Genomic DNA, 16,154 nt, shown 5'->3' on the forward strand with positions numbered 1-16,154 from the left:
ACTGCGGCGAGCATATCGGCCCGCCGTGGAGCCCGCCGTCCACCCGCCGCCCGCCCCGCCGTCCCGCTGTCGTCAAACTCACCTATACCCGGCGGGCCCGCGCGACTAGAATCAAGTTACTTAACGGTAGTTAGCAGCAGCTGGGAGTGAGGGCACCTTGTCGTCCACCGAATTCGACCTCTACCGGCCGTCCGAGGAGCACGACATGCTCCGCGACTCGGTCCGTGCGCTCGCCGAGGCGAAGATCGCGCCCTTCGCCGCCGAGGTGGACGAGGAGGGCCGCTTCCCGCAGGAGGCGCTGGACGCCCTGACCGCCAACGACCTGCACGCCGTCCACGTCCCCGAGTCCTTCGGCGGCGCGGGCGCCGACGCGCTCGCCACGGTCATCGTCATCGAGGAGGTGGCCCGCGTCTGCGCCTCCTCCTCCCTGATCCCCGCGGTGAACAAGCTCGGCTCGCTGCCGGTGGTGCTCTCCGGCTCCGAGGAGCTGAAGAAGAAGTACCTGACCCCGCTCGCCAAGGGGCAGGGCATGTTCTCGTACTGCCTCTCCGAGCCGGACGCCGGTTCCGACGCCGCGGGCATGAAGACCCGCGCCGTCCGCGACGGCGACTTCTGGGTGCTCAACGGCGTGAAGCGTTGGATCACCAACGCCGGCGTCAGCGAGTACTACACGGTCATGGCCGTCACCGACCCGGAGAAGCGCAGCAAGGGCATCTCCGCCTTCGTCGTCGAGAAGTCCGACGAGGGTGTCTCCTTCGGCGCCCCGGAGCGGAAGCTCGGCATCAAGGGCTCGCCGACCCGCGAGGTCTACTTCGACAACGTCCGCATCCCCGCCGACCGCATGATCGGCGAGGAGGGCACCGGCTTCGCGACCGCGATGAAGACCCTCGACCACACCCGCATCACCATCGCCGCCCAGGCGCTCGGCATCGCCCAGGGTGCCCTCGACTACGCCAAGGGCTACGTCCAGGAGCGCAAGCAGTTCGGCAAGCCGATCGCCGACTTCCAGGGCGTCCAGTTCATGCTCGCCGACATGGCGATGAAGATCGAGGCCGCCCGCCAGCTCACCTACGCGGCCGCCGCCAAGTCCGAGCGCGTCGACGCCGACCTCACCTTCTTCGGCGCCGCCGCCAAGTGCTACGCCTCGGACGCCGCCATGGAGGTCACCACCGACGCGGTCCAGCTCCTCGGCGGCTACGGCTACACCCGGGACTACCCGGTGGAGCGCATGATGCGCGACGCCAAGATCACCCAGATCTACGAGGGCACCAACCAGGTCCAGCGCATCGTCATGGCCCGCAACCTGCCCAAGTAACCCGGGCGCGGCCCCCGTTGCCGCCCCGCCCCAGCGCGCATGCCCCCCGGCCGGTCAGCGGGGGGCATGCGGCGTGCGTGGGCTCGTCCGCGCCCGGGCGCCCGCAGCAAGATCACCCCGGCACCGGAAAATCGGTACGGGGCGATGCGGTGGGCGCCCGCGCGGACGAGTACGAGAAGACATCGCCGTGCGGCGACTCCTGCTTTCCCTGCCGCGTGAGGGCCCGTGACGCGTCACGCCGCCCAGGCCGCTCGCTGAGCGGCCTGGGCGGCGCGGTGGTGAGACGGTGCGAGCCGCCTACTCGGAGACGGTGACCGGCTCGTCGTTCTTGAGCTCGGAGACCAGCTGCTTGACCTTGGGCATGTCCCACCGGAGGGAGCCGCCGGGTGCCGAGCCCGCGATCGGCATGTTCATCTGCTTGCCGCCGCCGCCCGTGACGTCCTTCATGGCCCAGAACATGGAGGCCAGGTCGAACAGGCTCATGTCCTCGTCGACGATCAGGGTGTCGAGCCCGGCGCCCATCACCGGGTAGAGCTTGAAGGGGTTCAGGACCGTCGAGGGGCTCGCGGTCTGGGAGGCCAGGGCCGAGAGGAACTTCTGCTGGTTCTTGGTGCGGTCCAGGTCGCCGCCGGCCAGGCCGTAGCGCTGCCGGACGAAGGCCAGCGCCTGCTCGCCGTCGAGCGTCTGGCGGCCCTTCTTCAGGTCGATGCCGGAGTTCTTCTCCTTGAGGTCGCGCGGGATGTCCATCTCGACACCGCCCACCGCGTCCACGATCTCCGCGAAGCCGCCGAAACCGATCTCGGCGTAGTGGTCGATCTTCAGCCCGGTGTTGAACTCGACGGTGCGGACCAGCAGCGGCGCGCCGTCCTTGGAGTACGAGGCGTTCAGCTTGGCGGGGCCGGAGGCGGGGAAGTCCTTGCCGCTCTCCGAGCCGGTGAAGTCGGGGATGGTGACATACGAGTCGCGCGGCAGGGAGACCATGGTGCTCCCGTTGTCACCGACGTGCAGGATCATCATCGAGTCGGTGCGCTTGCCCTCGACCCGGCCGGTGTGCAGCCGCTTCTGGTCCTCGGCGGAGAGACCTTCGCGGCTGTCGGAGCCCACGATCAGGTAGTTGGTGCCCTCGCCGGCCTCGGGGCGGTCCTTGACGATGCTGAGATCCACCTCACGGCGCAGCTTGGAGTCCGCCCAGAAGTAGGTGCCGACGCTCACCACCAGCGCGACGAGGACCAGCGTCACCAGACCGCGCTTGATGCGGCGGCCCCAGTCCGGGGCCGGGCGGCCGTACGGGTCGCCGCCGTGCCCGCCGCCACCGCCGTAGACCTGGCCGGTGTTGTATCCGTCACCGCCGGCGTAGGGGTCGTCGTAGCCCTGCGACTGCTGGGCGGGCACGCGGCCGTACGGCGGTGCGGGAGGAGGCGGCGGTGTCGGTCCGGCCGGCTGTGCGCCGTGCCGCATGTGGGGCATCCGCCGCGTCGGCTCCGGTCCGGGCATCGCGCCGCCGCGTCCGTAGCCGTCACCGTCCGCGGTCCGCCCCTGGGGCCAGTCAGTCATAGGGGGAAGTCTGCACGCCGGAGGGTGCCGGGTCCCAGGGCGGGTGGCGGATACACACAATGCTGTAGCAGAGCTGATGCACAAGCGGGCCCGGTTGGCCGGGAAAGGCCGGGAAAGATCGGGCGCATACAGTTGAAGACATGACCGATCAGGCCCTCTCCGCGCACCAGACCGTTCCGAGCAAGCCCACCAGCGCCTCGCGTACCACCCTGTCCCACATCATGACCGCACATGACACCAATCTTCTGGGCACGGTGCACGGCGGCGTGATCATGAAGCTGGTGGACGACGCGGCGGGCGCGGTCGCGGGACGGCACTCGGGCGGTCCGGCCGTCACGGCCTCGATGGACGAGATGGTCTTCCTGGAGCCGGTCCGCGTCGGCGACCTGGTGCATGTGCGGGCCCAGGTCAACTGGACCGGCCGGTCCTCGATGGAGGTCGGCGTGCGGGTGATGGCGGAGCGCTGGAACGAGTCGACGCCCGCCACCCAGGTCGGCAGCGCCTACCTCGTCTTCGCGGCGGTCGACGCCGCGGGCAGGCCACGGCCGGTGCCGCAGGTGGTGCCCGAGACCGAGCGGGACAAGCGCCGCTACCAGGAGGCGCAGATCCGCCGGACGCACCGGCTGGCGCGCCGCCGCGCGATCAAGGAGCTGCGGGAGAAGCGCGCCGCCGAGGGCATCGGGGACTGACCCGGCCGTGCCGGGACACGGAGCGGGGTGCGGCGGATCGCCGCAGCGGTCACGGAAGGGCCGGGCCGGCGCGGGGTTCAGGGGCAGACGATCTCGTCGCCCCGGACCGGGCCCGGCGTCTCACCGCCGGGTCGCGACGGCTCCTCGCCGGCCGGTTCCCCGGGGCGGCCGGAGTCGTCGTGGCGGCCGGAGTGCCCGCCGGCGCCGGTCAGCGGCCGGTCCTCGCGCAGCGCCTCGAACAACGCCTCCGCCTTCGGCCGGTCCCAGAGAACGGTCGAGCCGATGCCGGGGACCCGGTGGTCCGGGTCGGCCACCGGCACCGAGACGAACTCCGAGGACGCGGCGGTGAAGCCGCGCATGGCCCGGCCCAGGCCAATCAGTTCCTCCGGGCCGAGGCCGGGGTCGGCCCGGACGGAGCGGAGCAGCCGGCCGGCCGCCCGGTCCAGTGCGACCGGGTTCAGCAGCAGGCCGCTCTCCGCCGCCCGGTCCAATAGCGCGGCCAGGAACAGCTGCTGGCGCCGCATCCGTCCCAGGTCGCCCTCGGCGTCGAGATGGCGGGCCCGGACGTAGGACAGCGCCTCGCCGCCGTCCAGCCTGCTGGTGCCGGCCGGCAGGTCCAGGCCGCTCCGCGGGTCCCGGAGCGGCCGGGTGGTGCAGATGTCGACGCCGCCGAGCAGGTCGACGGTGCGGATGAAGCTGCTGAAGTCGACCTCCAGGTAATGGTCGATACGGACCCGGGTGAGGTTCTCCACCGTCCGTACGGTGAGCCGCGGACCGCCCTCGGCGTAGACCGAGTTGATCTTGACGGGGCGGCCGCCGCCGGTGCCCTCCGCGCCGCTCCCGTCCCCGGCTCCGGCCCCGTCCCCCGTACCGCCCCCGGCCCCGGGCCCGTCCTTCCCGCCGCTCTCCGCGTCCGCCGGCAGCTCCGCGTACGAGTCACGGGGGATGCTCACCACGCCGGCCCGCCTCCGGTCCGCGGAGAGGTGCACCAGCAGGATGGCGTCGGTGCAGTGGCAGGGCTCACCGCCCAGCCGGTACTTCCGCCGCTGCTCGGGCGTGATCCGGTCGCGGCCGTCCGTGCCGACGAGGAGGAAGGTGAGCCCGTCGCCGCCGTCCGCCCGCGCGGGCCGGTCGGGCAGCCCGGCGAAGGGGTCCACCCGTTCGATGGCGGTGCCCAGACCGCCCACCACCGCGTGCCCCGCCCCGGCGGCCGACAGCACGACCGCGGAGACGCAGAGCGCGAGCCGCAGGCCCCACCGCGACCGGCGGGAGCGCCGGCCCCCGGTCCGGCCGGAGGGGTCGGGGCGCGGACCGGGGGCGGCGGGCGTGGTCATCGGCGGTACCTCCGCGGGGCCGGGACGGGGCGGGGAAGGTGTCACCGTAGATCCGTACGATCAGCGGACCGCGCCCCCACGCCGCCCGGCGGGCCCGGTCGTACCCGGGCGGCTACGGCGCCGTCCCCCGTTCGCGGTAACGTGAGAAACGATGAACGCCTCCCCTGAACAGCCGCCGCCGGCCGTCTCCGTGATCATGCCGGTGCTCAACGAAGAGCGGCATCTGCGCGCCTCCGTCCGGCACATCCTGCAGCAGGAGTACGCGGGCGAGCTCGAAGTGGTGATCGCCCTCGGCCCGTCCGCGGACCGCACGGACGAGATCGCCGCCGAGCTGGTCCGCGAGGACTCGCGCGTGCGCACGGTGCCCAACCCCACCGGCCGCACCCCGGCCGCCCTGAACGCCGCCATCAAGGCGTCCCGGCACCCGGTCGTGGTGCGCGTCGACGGCCACGGCATGCTCTCCCCGGACTACATCGCCACCGCCGTCCGGCTGCTGGCGGAGACCGGCGCGCAGAACGTCGGCGGCATCATGCACGCCGAGGGGGAGAACGCCTGGGAGCAGGCCGTCGCCGCGGCCATGACCTCCAGGATCGGGGTCGGCAACGCCGCCTTCCACACCGGCGGCGCGGCGGCCCCGGCCGAGACGGTCTACCTGGGCGTCTTCCGCCGGGAGGCGCTGGAGCAGCAGGGCGGCTACAACGAGGAGTTCATCCGCGCCCAGGACTGGGAGCTGAACTTCCGCATCCGCGAGGCCGGCGGGCTGATCTGGTTCTCGCCGGAGCTCCGGGTCTCGTACCGGCCCCGGCCGACGGTGCGGGCGCTGGCCAAGCAGTACAAGGACTACGGCCGCTGGCGCCATGTCGTGGCCCGCTACCACAAGGGCTCCATCAACCTGCGCTATCTCGCCCCGCCGGCCGCCCTGCTCGCCATCGCGGCGGGCGCGGTCGTCGGCGCCGTCCTCACCCCCTGGGGCCTCGTCGTCCCCGCCGGGTATCTCGCGGCCGTCACCGCGGGCTCGCTGCCGGCCGGCCGGGGGCTGCCGCTCGCGGCGCGGCTGCGCATCCCGGTGGCGCTGGCGACCATGCACATGTCGTGGGGGTTCGGGTTCCTCACCAGCCCGCGTTCGCTGGCGCGCCGGGTGATCGCGAGCCGCCGCCCGGCGGTCACGGCGGAGCCCGCCCCGTCCCCGGAGGGGGGACCGGCGGAGAAGGCCGGGTCGGCGGAGACCGCCGGCTGACCGGCGCGCGGCGCGCCGCCGTTCGCACGCGGAGCGCCGCCACGGTCCGCACGGGACCGGCGGGACATACGGAGAGGGCCGGACCCGGTGGTCCGGCCCTCTCCGTATGTCCCGCGCCGCGGCGCACCGGAGGGGCCGCCGTCCCCCGGGTCCGGAACCCCGGGCCTAGAAGCTGTACCGCGGGTTGACGTCCATGCAGGCCTTGTCGTTGCCGTTCAGCGCGTCCGCGCTCTCCGGCGCCTTGTCGTCCGCCGGGTTCTTCGACGGCTCCGGGTAGGCGCCCGCCGTACGCCAGTCCGCGCCGACGACCACGGTGATCTGCTCGACGTCCTGAGCGATCCGCACCGCGCCGGCGGGCAGGCCGAGCGACTTCGCCACGAGCTCGGCGTCCCCGCGCAGGTCCTTCGAGGGGTACGAGACCGTGGTGTCCGCCTGTGACTTGGGCGTCGCGTCCGCGACGGCCCGTGCGTAGCCCTCCCGGGCCAGCACTCCGGCGATGCCGGCGGCACGTCCCTGGACCGGGGCCTGCGCGGCGGTGCCGGTGCCGTTCTGCACGATCACCGGGATCTCCGCCTTGGGCGCGGCCGGGTCGCTCGGCTCGGGGCTCTTCTCCGTGGCCTTCTTCTTGTCCTTGCCGTCCAGCGCCACGTCGTTGCGGACCAGGGAGAACAGCCGGTCGGCGTCGCCGGGCTTCGGCACGAGGTGCGCCAGCGGGTTCTGCGGGTCCTCGACCCACGGCATGGTCGCCATGGTGATCCGCTCCGTCGGCACCCGCTGGAGGTCGCTGCCCAGGTCGTACAGTTTGCCGACGCTGCCCAGGCCCTGGTCGACGGTGAGCGCCTTGGTGGCGGCCTCGGCGAGCTTGCGCAGCTTGTTGGGGTTGGTCAGCTTGGTGCCGGCCTTGAGCTGGCGGACCATCGAGTTCATGTACAGGTGCTGCGCCTTGGCGCGGCCGATGTCGCTGCCGTTCTGGAAGCCGTGCCGGGTGCGCAGCCACTGCAGGGCCTGTTCGCCCTTGATGACCGTCTCGCCCTTCTCCAGCCGCAGCCCGGACTTGGGGTCCTTGACGTTGGCGTTGACGCAGACGGGCACACCGCCGACCGCGTCGGCCATGTCCACCACGCCGGCGAAGTCGATCATCATGAAGTGGTCGACGGGCACACCGGTGAGCTCCTCCCAGGTGGCGACGGTGCAGCCCGGACCGCCGTGCTGGAGGCTGGAGTTGATGGTGGTGCTCGTCTCCTGGTAGACGGTGCCGTCCTCGGGGTCGGTGCACTTGGGAACCGTGACCCGGGTGTCGCGCGGGACGCTGATCACCGACATGTTGCTGCGGTCCGCCGAGACGTGCAGCAGCATCTGGACGTCGGCGAGGGGCTTGCGGCCCACGTCGCCGCGGGCGCCGCCCAGCCGGACGTTCTCCTCGGAGTTACGGCTGTCGGAGCCGAGCAGCAGGATGTTGAGCGGGGTGTTGCCGTCGGCGTTCGGCGCGGTCTTGTCGAGCCGCTTGTCGCCGAGGTTGAGCTCGTCCTTCTCCAGGTTGCCGTTGAGGTGCTCGTAATAGAGGTACCCGGCGCCGGCCGTGCCGAGTATCAGCAGCGACAGCGTGACGGCCGACCAGCGGAGCACCCGGCGGCCGCCGCCCCGGCGGGGCGGCGCGGACCTGCCGTGCCCGCCGCCGGAGGAACCGGACGTGCCGGCCGTGCCGGACCGCCGTGCCGCCCGGCCCTCGGTGGAGGCGCGGGCGAGCGGCACGGTGTCCATGCCGCCCCGCTCGTCGTACAGGCTGTCGTCCCAGCCGAGATCGGCCGGCTCGGGTTCCTTCTCCGTACCGCCCCTGCGGGCACTCGGCTGCCGCATCGGGCCTCCCCGTTAGTCAGTCGTCGTCAGGCCCTCAGGGCCGGCGGATCACTCGGCGCACACCTGCTTGTCGGCCTCGACCCGCTGGATGTTCTCCGGAGCCTTGGACGGGGCGCTCAGCGGCTGCCCCGGCTCGTCGAAGTCCTCGCCGAGCGTGAGCGTCATGGCGTCCGTCTCGGCGGCGTCCTCCGTGCCGGGCTTGAGGGCGGAGGGGGCCAGGCCCATCATCTCCGCCAGCGCCCGGGCCTGGTCGGCCTGGTTCGGCGCGTACTCCAGGACGGTCTTCTTCAGCTTCTCGCCGCCCTCGGCGTTGCCGCCGTTGGCGGAGCGGGTGACGCCCTCGCTGTTCTGCAGCCAGTCGACGGTCGTCTGGGCGGCCCCGATCGGGGCGCCGCCGTTGAGGACCTCGACCCGGACCTCCGAGGGGTCCGCCTTGGGGCCCTCGGTCTTGGCCTTGTCCGCGGCTTCCTTCTCGGCCTTCTCCTTCTTCTTGACGTCGGTGAGGGAGACGTCCTCCCGCACCATCGCGAAGAGCTGGTCGGCCGGCCCCTCGTTGAGGACGACCGACGCCTTGTCCTCGGAGTCGAGAACCGGAACGGTCACGAAGGAGATGTTCTTGATGTTGATCTTCTTCAGGTTGTTGGCCAGCGCTATCAGCTTGTTGACGGAGCCGATGCCGGTGTCGACGGTGAGCGCCTTGGTGGCGGCGGTGGCCAGATCCCACAGCTTCGTGGGATCGGTCAGGGTGTCACCGGACTTCATCTTGCGGATCATCGAACTCAGGAACTGCTGCTGGAGCTGGATCCGGTCCAGGTCGCTGCCGAACTTCAGTCCGTAGCGGGTGCGGACGAAGGCCAGGGCCTGGTCGCCCTCGACGACGTGCTTGCCCGCGCTCAGTTTGAGATGCGACTTCGGGTCGTCGATGGGCTTGGCGAGACAGACCTCGACCCCGCCGACCGCCGAGGACAGCGTCTTGACCGCGTTGAAGTCGGCCATCATGAAGTGGTCGACCTTCAGGCCGGTTATCTCCTCGATGGTGCGCATCGTGCAGCCGGGGTCGCGCCCGCCCTGGCCGAGGCTGGTGTTGAAGCGGACGTTCTGCTGACCGGGGATGACCTCGGTCGAGCCGTCCGGCTGCTTGGTCGGGCAGTCCGGGACGTCCGTCAGCATGTCACGCGGGAAGCTGAGCGCGGTGGCGTTGGAGCGGTCCTCGGAGACGTGGAAGAGGATCGTGGTGTCGGCGTGGCCGACGCTGCCCTTGTCGCCGTACCCCTCGTTGCCCTTGCCGGTACGGACGTCCGTGCCCAGGACCAGGATGTTCATCGGGCCGTCGGTGATGGTGTCGCTGCCCGCGCCGCCGACGTCCACGGTGCTGATGTTGCCGTTGAAGTGTTCGAGCAGGGCGTAGGCCGTCGCGCCGCCCGCGACGAGGACGAACGCCATCACGCCGCCGGTCCAGTACAGCGCCTTCTTCTTCCGGGCGGCCTGCTGCTTGCGCTTGCGGCGGCTGCTGCCGCCACCCGCCTTGGGCGCGGCCCGGCGGCCGCGCTGCGGCGGCATGCCGGGCTGGGCCTCTTCGCGGGCCGGGGCGGCGCGGCGGGAGGCGGAGCGGGGCGGCCCGGAGCGTCCCGGCGCGGAGCGGGGCGCGGGCGCCTGGGGGGTCCCTCTGCGCGGGGCGGGGGAGGCCGGTCGCTCTGCGGGGGCCTGCAGTCGCAGTACGTAGTTACCGGTATTCGGGTCGAGCACCCACTGGTCTGCGGGGTCGATGTCGTCCGCCCGCCCACGGCCTTGCGCGTCCACGGTTCCCTGAATCCTCCGTCGGTGCCACGCGGCGCCCTCCCCCTCAGGCGCTCGTTCAGTCCTTGTGCCGGTGTCCATACGCGCAGGTGGTGCGCGCCGGGTCGCTCACACTAGCCGCCCGATTCGCCGGGGGGCGACGCCGGTGACGAATTCAACGTCCTGATAACCGGGTAAAGCTCGCATTTCGCTTTACGTTGTTCGGGATCTCATGGGTTTCCTCATCCGCAGAGGGGGCCTTTTTCGGCCGGTGGGGTGGGGGAGGCCGGATCGGCCGGGGCGGAGGCGGCCGGGGTCGAGAGGCCGGCGAGCGGGGTGGCGCCGGAGCCGCCCGCGGAGCCACCGGTGGGGGACCCGGTGGGTTCCGGGGCTCCCGTGCTCTCCGCGGCCCCGGGCTCCTCGTCCCGTCCGCCGCCGGCCGTCACGGGCCGGTCGTTCTTCAGTTCCTCGAACAGCAGTGACGCATCGGGCTGTACGAGTTCATCGCGGTTGGCGTTCAATCGGTAGGGCTGCCGGGGCACGGTGAGGAAGCGCATTCCGCCCTCCGGCATGCCCCGCAGACTGTCCGCGAGGTCATAGAGGCTCTTCAGCGAGGCGAGCCCGGGGTCCGTGGTCAGCGAGGAGGTCGCGGCGTCCAGCAGGGAGAACAGCTCGGACGGGTTCCGCAGCGTGCCGTTCTCCTGGATCTGCCGCAGCATCGTCGCGAGGAACTGCTGCTGCCGGACCATCCGCTCGGTGTCGGTCCCGTCGCCGAGGCTGTAGCGGGCGCGGACGTAGCCCAGCGCCTCCTCGCCGTTCAGTGTCTGCCGTCCGGCGGGCAGCTCCACATGCGCCTCGGAGTCGTCGACGGGCTCCGCCAGGCAGATCTCCACACCGCCGATCGCGTCCACCATCTCCGTGAAGCCGCTGAAGTCGACGATCGCGTGGTGGTCCATGCGGATCCCGGTCATCTGCTCCACCGTGCGGATGGTGCAGCCCGCGCCGGCGAACTGGAACGCCCAGTTGAACTGGGCGAACCGGGGAGCGATGGTGGTGCCGTCGGACGTGGTGCACTCCGGGATCTCCACCATCAGATCGCGCGGGATGCTGACGGCGGTGCCGCTCTTCCGGTCGGCGGCGAGATGCAGGAGGATCGTGGTGTCGGAGCGCTGGGTGCCGCTGTCCCGCCCGTACCTGCCGTTGCCGTCGCCCCGGTTGTCGGAGCCGATGACCAGGATGTTCACCGCCTCACGGACCACGGAGGCGGGCCGGTCGGCGGCGTGCTCCTCCAGTTCGCGGGAGGTGTCCGCGTCGGTGCGGATGTTGCCGTCGAGCCGCTGGTAGAGGGACCAGGCCGTGCCGGCCGCGGCCAGCACGGCCGCGGCCGCTCCCAGTGCGGTCCAGCGGAGCCAGCGCCGGCGCTTGGGTATGTCCGCGCCCGGCTCCCCGTCCTCGGTCCGGTCCTGCTCGGAGTGGCCGCTGTCGGCGGGGCCGTCCTCCGGGCCCGCTGGGGTCGCGGCGGTGTCGGTCACTGTGGAGTCCATCCCTCACGGAATCCGGCGGTGTCTTACCGTGCGGGGGACCGCCGGTCACTGGGGTAGACGGGAATGCTGACCGCATGGTTGTACGAGTGGCGTGGCGGCTTTCGGCCACCGCCGGGGGCCCGAGTGCCGGACGGGACGTCCGTCAGCCGGCCGTCGCGGTGACGCGCTCGCTCTCCCGCCGCTGCTCCAGGGCCTCCGGCGCGAGCCGGTCGAGATGGCGGCAGAGGACGACGGAGCCGCCCGCGGCGAGCGGGGCGAACAACCCCGCCGAGAGCCCGTCCCAGGAGTCGAACGGCAGACCGGACAGCACCCGGGAGACCGGGGTGTACTCCCGCGTGGCGGCGTCGGCCCGGGCCCGTTCGACCACCTGTGCGGCCGTCAGCTCCCCCGCACCGGCGAAGGCCAGCGCGGGCCCGCCCGGGTCCACCGGGGCGAACGGCGCGAAGCGGTCGCCCTGCCCCGGCACCTCGACGGCGTAGTCCGCGAAGCCGGACGGAGGCTCGGGGAAGCGCACGCCGAGCGGACGCAGGCTCAGAGCCACCCGCTCGCCCCGGCAGGCCCGGGCCTCCTCCAGGGTGTCCGGACCCGTGACGACCAGATCGGCCGCCGCCGGGTCGCCGCCCATGTCCGCGAGGACGCCCACCGAGGAACAGGCCAGCAGCCAGACCGCCGTCTGCCAGTGCGCCGGCAGCAGCAGCGCGACCCGGTCACCCGGCTCGACCGACAGGTCGCCCTGGAGGAGGTTCGCGGTCTTGGCCACCCAATTGGCGAGGGTCGCGACGGACAACTCCACACGTTCACCGGTGGCGTCGTCGTAGAAGGTGACGAGGGGGCGGGACGGATCCGCGGCGAGCGCGGATCGCAGCAGGTCGGCCGGGGTGCGATCGGTGGCGTTCACCCGGACAAGCGTACGCGGCCGTCACTGCGCCCGAGTGAACCGGGCGGCCGGGACGGCGGCCGCATTGCGCCGACTGGGCGTCATCTTACGAATAGACAGATTTACTGGCCTATGTCCAACATGCCGGTATGCGTGCACTCCTTGCTTCCACGATCGGTGTGGCCTGCGCGGCCGCTCTCTCCCTCCCCCTGGCCCTGCCCGCCGGCGCCGCCGCACCCTCCGCGTCCCGGCAGCCGGCGGGCACGGTGGCCGGGGCCGGACAACCCGCCGGCGGCACCCAGTCGCTGCCGCTGACCGCACCCGCCGGCGCGGACCGGTCGGCGGGCGCCGCCGCCCGTGTCCTGCCGCCCCGCACGGTGCGTCCCTATTCCATGCTCGGCATCGTCTGGGACGACGCCGGCGAGGAACTGCACGGCCGGGCCCAGGTCCGTACCCGCTCCACCGCCTCCGGGCAGTGGAGCGGCTGGCGGGACCTCTCGGCACACCACGACGACGCACCGGACCCCGTCCCCGGCGAACGCCGCCGCGGCGGCACCGCGCCGCTCTGGGTCGGCGCGTCCGACGGCGTCCAGGTCCGGGTGGTGCCGGAGCGGACCGCGCACCGCGCCCCGTCCGCGTTCCCGGCCGGCCTCCGGATCGAACTCGTCGACCCCGGCGGCGATCCCGGCGGCGGCCCCGGCGACGACGACACCGCCGGCAACGAGGACGGCGCCCCCGGCGCCGAACCCGGCAGCGGACCCCGCGACCGGGCCGGCGGACTGACCACCGCCGAACGCCAGAGCGCCGCCGCCAACGCGGAACTCGCCCCCATCGGCGCCACGGAGATCGCCCCGCTCGGCCGGACCGCCACCGAGGAGGCCGCGCGTCGCTCGGCGGAGCCCCGCGCGGCGAGCCGCTACATCGGCCCGCGGCCCGGCATCGTCATCCGCCGGGGCTGGGGCGCGAACGAGAGCTGGCGCGAACGGCGGTTCCCCTACACGAAGACCGTGCGGACCGCCTTCGTCCACCACAGCGGCACCGGCAACGGATACAGCTGCGCGCAGGCCCCCTCCGTCCTGCGCGGTATCTACCGCTACCACGTCCACAGCATGAAGTGGCGCGACATCGGCTACAACTTCGCCGTCGACAAGTGCGGAACCATCTACGAAGGCCGCGCCGGGGGCGTGGCCCGGGCCGTCCAGGGCGCCCACACCCTCGGTTTCAACCACAACAGCATGGGCATCGCCGTCCTCGGGACGTACGACGCGGCCCGGCCCTCACGTCAGGCCGTGGAGGCCGTGGCCAAGCTCACGGCCTGGAAACTCGGCCTGTTCGGCCGGAACCCGGCGGGCTCCGGCACCCGCGTCTCGCTGGGGAACACCAAGTACCCGAAGGGAACCAGAGTCACCCTCAGAGTCATCTCCGGACACCGGGACGGGTTCTACACCGACTGCCCCGGAGCCCGCCTCTACGACAAGCTCGGCGGCATCCGCGGTCTGGCCGCCCGGCTCCAGGGCCGCTGACGCCGCATACCGGCGCCGGACGGTCTGCATAGACTGACCGCCGACCCCACGGCCGGCCCTGGCAGGAAGCAGAGAAGACAAAGGTGACTGAAGCGATCCTCCTGGTCGGTGGCAAGGGCACCCGGCTGCGCCCGCTGACGGTGCACACGCCGAAGCCCATGATCCCGGCGGCCGGCGTCCCGTTCCTCAGCCACCAGCTCGCCAGGGCCCGCGCGGCCGGCGTCGAGCACGTCGTGCTCGCCACGTCCTATCTGGCCGAGGTGTTCGAGCCGTACTTCGGTGACGGCTCGGACCTCGGCCTCCACCTGGAGTACGTCACCGAGACCGAGCCCCTGGGCACCGGAGGCGCGATACGCAATGTCGCCCCGCGCCTCCGTTCCGGGCCGGACGAGCCGGTGCTCATCTTCAACGGCGACATCCTCACCGGCCTCGACATCCGCGCCCTGGTGGAGACCCACACCACCTCGGGCGCGGATGTCTCGCTCCACCTCACCCGGGTCGAGGACCCGCGGGCCTTCGGCCTCGTCCCCACCGACGGCAGCGGGCGGGTGACGGCGTTCCTGGAGAAGCCGCAGACGCCCGAGGAGATCGTCACCGACCAGATCAACGCGGGCGCCTATGTGTTCGACCGCTCCGTGATCGACTCGATACCCGAGGGCCGTCCCGTCTCCGTCGAACGCGAGACCTTCCCCGGGCTGCTCGAAGCCGGCGCCCATCTGCACGGCATGGTCGACTCCACCTACTGGCTCGACCTGGGCACCCCACAGGCCTTCGTCCGCGGCTCCGCCGACCTCGTGCTCGGCCGCGCGCCCTCCCCGGCCGTGCCCGGCGGCTGCGGCGACCGGCTGGTGCTGGACGGCGCCGACGTGGCCCCGGACGCCAAGCTCACCGGCGGCACCGCCATCGGCGCGGGCGCCCGGGTGGGCGCCGGGGCGAGCGTCGACGGCAGCACCGTCCTGGACGGCGCGGTCATCGGCGACGGCGCCCGGATCACCGACTCCCTGATCGGCGCCGGGGCCGTCATCGGCGCCCGTACGGTGCTGCACGGAGCGGTCGTCGGCGACGGCGCGACCGTGGGCGCCGACAACGAACTCCGCGAAGGCGTCCGCGTCTGGTGCGGCGCCCGCATCCCCGAGGCCGGGATCCGCTTCTCCTCCGATCAGTAGCCGTCCTCGCCGTCCCGGTGGCCGTTCTCCCCGGCCGGGAGCCCGAACTCCCGGACAGCGCACCGGAGGACGGGGCCGCCGGCCCCTTGGACGACCGGGGCGCGACGACGAGGGGGCGGGGGCCGGCCGCCCCCGGCCCGCGGTCGTCCCGGCCCGCGGGCCCGCCCGGGCCGCTCCCCGGCGCACGGCCGCCCGGAGGCCCGCCCGGGCACCGGCGGCCGGGGCGGTCCGGAGGTGCGCTTACCCTCGTAGGGCCCCACTCCCGCCCCGAGGACCGACCGTCGTGAACCCCAGCCCCTCCGTGGCGCCGGACAGCCCGGAACGCGGCGCAGCCCGCACCGCCGGCGCCCGCGGCCGGCGCTGGACACCACCGTGGCCGCTCGACCTCGCCCGCACCGTGGGCGTGCTGCGCCGCGGCCCGGGCGACCCCGCCTTCCGCACCGAAGCCGACGGGTCCGTGTGGCGGGCCAGCCGCACGCCCCTCGGCCCGGGCACGCTGCGGCTCGCGCGGCTCCGCACGGGCGAGGTCGAGGCGCATGCCTGGGGCCCCGGAGCCGAATGGCTGCTCGACGGCGTGCCGGCCCTCTGCGGCGCGGAGGACGAGCCCGAGCGGTTCACCCCCCGCCACCGCCCGGTGTACGAGGCGCACCGCCGCCACCCCGGCCTCCGGCTCGCCCGCACCGGGCTCGTCCTCGAATCCCTGATCCCGTCCGTTCTCGAACAGAAGGTCACATCCGACGAGGCGTACCGCGCCTGGCGGATCCTGCTGCGGCGGCACGGCGAACCGGCCCCCGGCGCCGGGCATATGCGGGTCATGCCCGACCCCCGCGGCTGGGTGATGCTGCCCTCCTGGGAGTGGCACGCGGCGGGCGTCGACGGCAAGCGCTCCGCGGCGATCGTGCGGGCCGCCCGCGTCGCCCGCCGGCTGGAGGAGGCGACCGCCATGGACCTCGCCGCGGCCTCCGCGCGGCTCCAGCTCGTCCCCGGCATCGGCCCCTGGACGGCCGCCGAGGTCCTCCAGCGCAGCAACGGCGCGGCGGACGCGGTCACGGTCGGCGATCTGCACCTGCCGGGGATCGTGGGCTACGCGCTCACCGGCGCCCGCGGCACCGACGACGCCCGGATGCTGGAGCTCCTCGCCCCGTACGCCGGACAGCGCCACCGCGCCTGCCGGCTGATCCTGCTGTCGGGGCGCGTGCCGCCGCGGCGCGCCCCCCGTTTCCCGGTGGGCGACATCCGCCGGCTCTGAGCCGCGGCGGCCCACGGCTCACCGCGCCCACGG

Annotated in this window: 12 protein-coding genes; 6 read left to right on the top strand and 6 right to left on the bottom strand. The window is 73.1% G+C overall.

The annotated features are described in order from the left end of the window. Positions 1-157 precede the first annotated feature (157 nt). Positions 158-1,315: an acyl-CoA dehydrogenase gene (locus SXIN_RS18840; protein WP_019711681.1), complete on the top strand. Its 1,158-nt coding sequence runs from the start codon at positions 158-160 to the stop codon at positions 1,313-1,315. Positions 1,316-1,612: 297 nt separating this feature from the next. On the opposite strand, the gene SXIN_RS18845 is transcribed toward SXIN_RS18840, so the two are convergent. Continuing rightward, positions 1,613-2,869: an LCP family protein gene (locus SXIN_RS18845; protein WP_019711680.1), complete on the bottom strand. Its 1,257-nt coding sequence runs from the start codon at positions 2,867-2,869 to the stop codon at positions 1,613-1,615. Between the two features lie 140 nt (positions 2,870-3,009). On the opposite strand from SXIN_RS18845, the gene SXIN_RS18850 reads away from it, so the two are divergent. Continuing rightward, positions 3,010-3,558, top strand: coding sequence for an acyl-CoA thioesterase (locus SXIN_RS18850; protein ID WP_019711679.1), 549 nt, complete (start codon positions 3,010-3,012; stop codon positions 3,556-3,558). 77 nt (positions 3,559-3,635) lie between these two features. Here the strand turns inward: SXIN_RS18850 and SXIN_RS18855 are convergent, their stop codons facing one another. After that, positions 3,636-4,892: an LCP family glycopolymer transferase gene (locus SXIN_RS18855; RefSeq protein WP_095757252.1), complete on the bottom strand. Its 1,257-nt coding sequence runs from the start codon at positions 4,890-4,892 to the stop codon at positions 3,636-3,638. A gap of 151 nt (positions 4,893-5,043) precedes the next feature. On the opposite strand from SXIN_RS18855, the gene SXIN_RS18860 reads away from it, so the two are divergent. Then, positions 5,044-6,129 (top strand): glycosyltransferase family 2 protein, encoded by a 1,086-nt coding sequence (locus SXIN_RS18860; protein ID WP_095757253.1) that lies wholly within the window; start codon positions 5,044-5,046, stop codon positions 6,127-6,129. 165 nt (positions 6,130-6,294) lie between these two features. Here the strand turns inward: SXIN_RS18860 and SXIN_RS18865 are convergent, their stop codons facing one another. The 4 genes from SXIN_RS18865 to SXIN_RS18880 all read right to left on the bottom strand — a co-directional run bounded on the left by SXIN_RS18865 (position 6,295) and on the right by SXIN_RS18880 (position 12,204). Then, positions 6,295-7,986, bottom strand: a complete 1,692-nt coding sequence (locus SXIN_RS18865) for an LCP family protein (RefSeq protein WP_095757254.1) — start codon at positions 7,984-7,986, stop codon at positions 6,295-6,297. A 48-nt stretch (positions 7,987-8,034) separates the two neighbouring features. Beyond that, positions 8,035-9,786, bottom strand: coding sequence for an LCP family protein (locus tag SXIN_RS18870; protein ID WP_095757255.1), 1,752 nt, complete (start codon positions 9,784-9,786; stop codon positions 8,035-8,037). A 218-nt stretch (positions 9,787-10,004) separates the two neighbouring features. Next, complete coding sequence (locus SXIN_RS18875; RefSeq protein ID WP_019708431.1) at positions 10,005-11,306, bottom strand: LCP family protein; 1,302 nt, start codon at positions 11,304-11,306, stop codon at positions 10,005-10,007. A gap of 142 nt (positions 11,307-11,448) precedes the next feature. After that, complete coding sequence (locus SXIN_RS18880) at positions 11,449-12,204, bottom strand: TIGR03089 family protein (protein ID WP_019708432.1); 756 nt, start codon at positions 12,202-12,204, stop codon at positions 11,449-11,451. Between the two features lie 128 nt (positions 12,205-12,332). On the opposite strand from SXIN_RS18880, the gene SXIN_RS18885 reads away from it, so the two are divergent. The 3 genes from SXIN_RS18885 to SXIN_RS18895 all read left to right on the top strand — a co-directional run bounded on the left by SXIN_RS18885 (position 12,333) and on the right by SXIN_RS18895 (position 16,121). Then, positions 12,333-13,706: a peptidoglycan recognition protein family protein gene (locus SXIN_RS18885; protein WP_095757256.1), complete on the top strand. Its 1,374-nt coding sequence runs from the start codon at positions 12,333-12,335 to the stop codon at positions 13,704-13,706. A gap of 83 nt (positions 13,707-13,789) precedes the next feature. Then, positions 13,790-14,872 (top strand): mannose-1-phosphate guanylyltransferase, encoded by a 1,083-nt coding sequence (manB, locus tag SXIN_RS18890; RefSeq protein ID WP_095757257.1) that lies wholly within the window; start codon positions 13,790-13,792, stop codon positions 14,870-14,872. A gap of 301 nt (positions 14,873-15,173) precedes the next feature. Then, positions 15,174-16,121, top strand: coding sequence for a DNA-3-methyladenine glycosylase family protein (locus SXIN_RS18895; protein ID WP_095758103.1), 948 nt, complete (start codon positions 15,174-15,176; stop codon positions 16,119-16,121). Positions 16,122-16,154 lie beyond the last annotated feature (33 nt).

Source organism: Streptomyces xinghaiensis S187 (genome assembly GCF_000220705.2).
Taxonomy (GTDB): Bacteria; Actinomycetota; Actinomycetes; order Streptomycetales; family Streptomycetaceae; genus Streptomyces; species Streptomyces xinghaiensis.

Coding starts and splice junctions, on each gene's coding strand:
- SXIN_RS18845 (WP_019711680.1), bottom strand. CDS start 2,869: ATGACTGACTGGCCCCAGGGGCGGACCGCGGACGGTGACGGCTACGGA.
- SXIN_RS18850 (WP_019711679.1), top strand. CDS start 3,010: ATGACCGATCAGGCCCTCTCCGCGCACCAGACCGTTCCGAGCAAGCCC.
- SXIN_RS18855 (WP_095757252.1), bottom strand. CDS start 4,892: ATGACCACGCCCGCCGCCCCCGGTCCGCGCCCCGACCCCTCCGGCCGG.
- SXIN_RS18860 (WP_095757253.1), top strand. CDS start 5,044: ATGAACGCCTCCCCTGAACAGCCGCCGCCGGCCGTCTCCGTGATCATG.
- SXIN_RS18865 (WP_095757254.1), bottom strand. CDS start 7,986: ATGCGGCAGCCGAGTGCCCGCAGGGGCGGTACGGAGAAGGAACCCGAG.
- SXIN_RS18875 (WP_019708431.1), bottom strand. CDS start 11,306: ATGGACTCCACAGTGACCGACACCGCCGCGACCCCAGCGGGCCCGGAG.
- SXIN_RS18885 (WP_095757256.1), top strand. CDS start 12,333: ATGCGTGCACTCCTTGCTTCCACGATCGGTGTGGCCTGCGCGGCCGCT.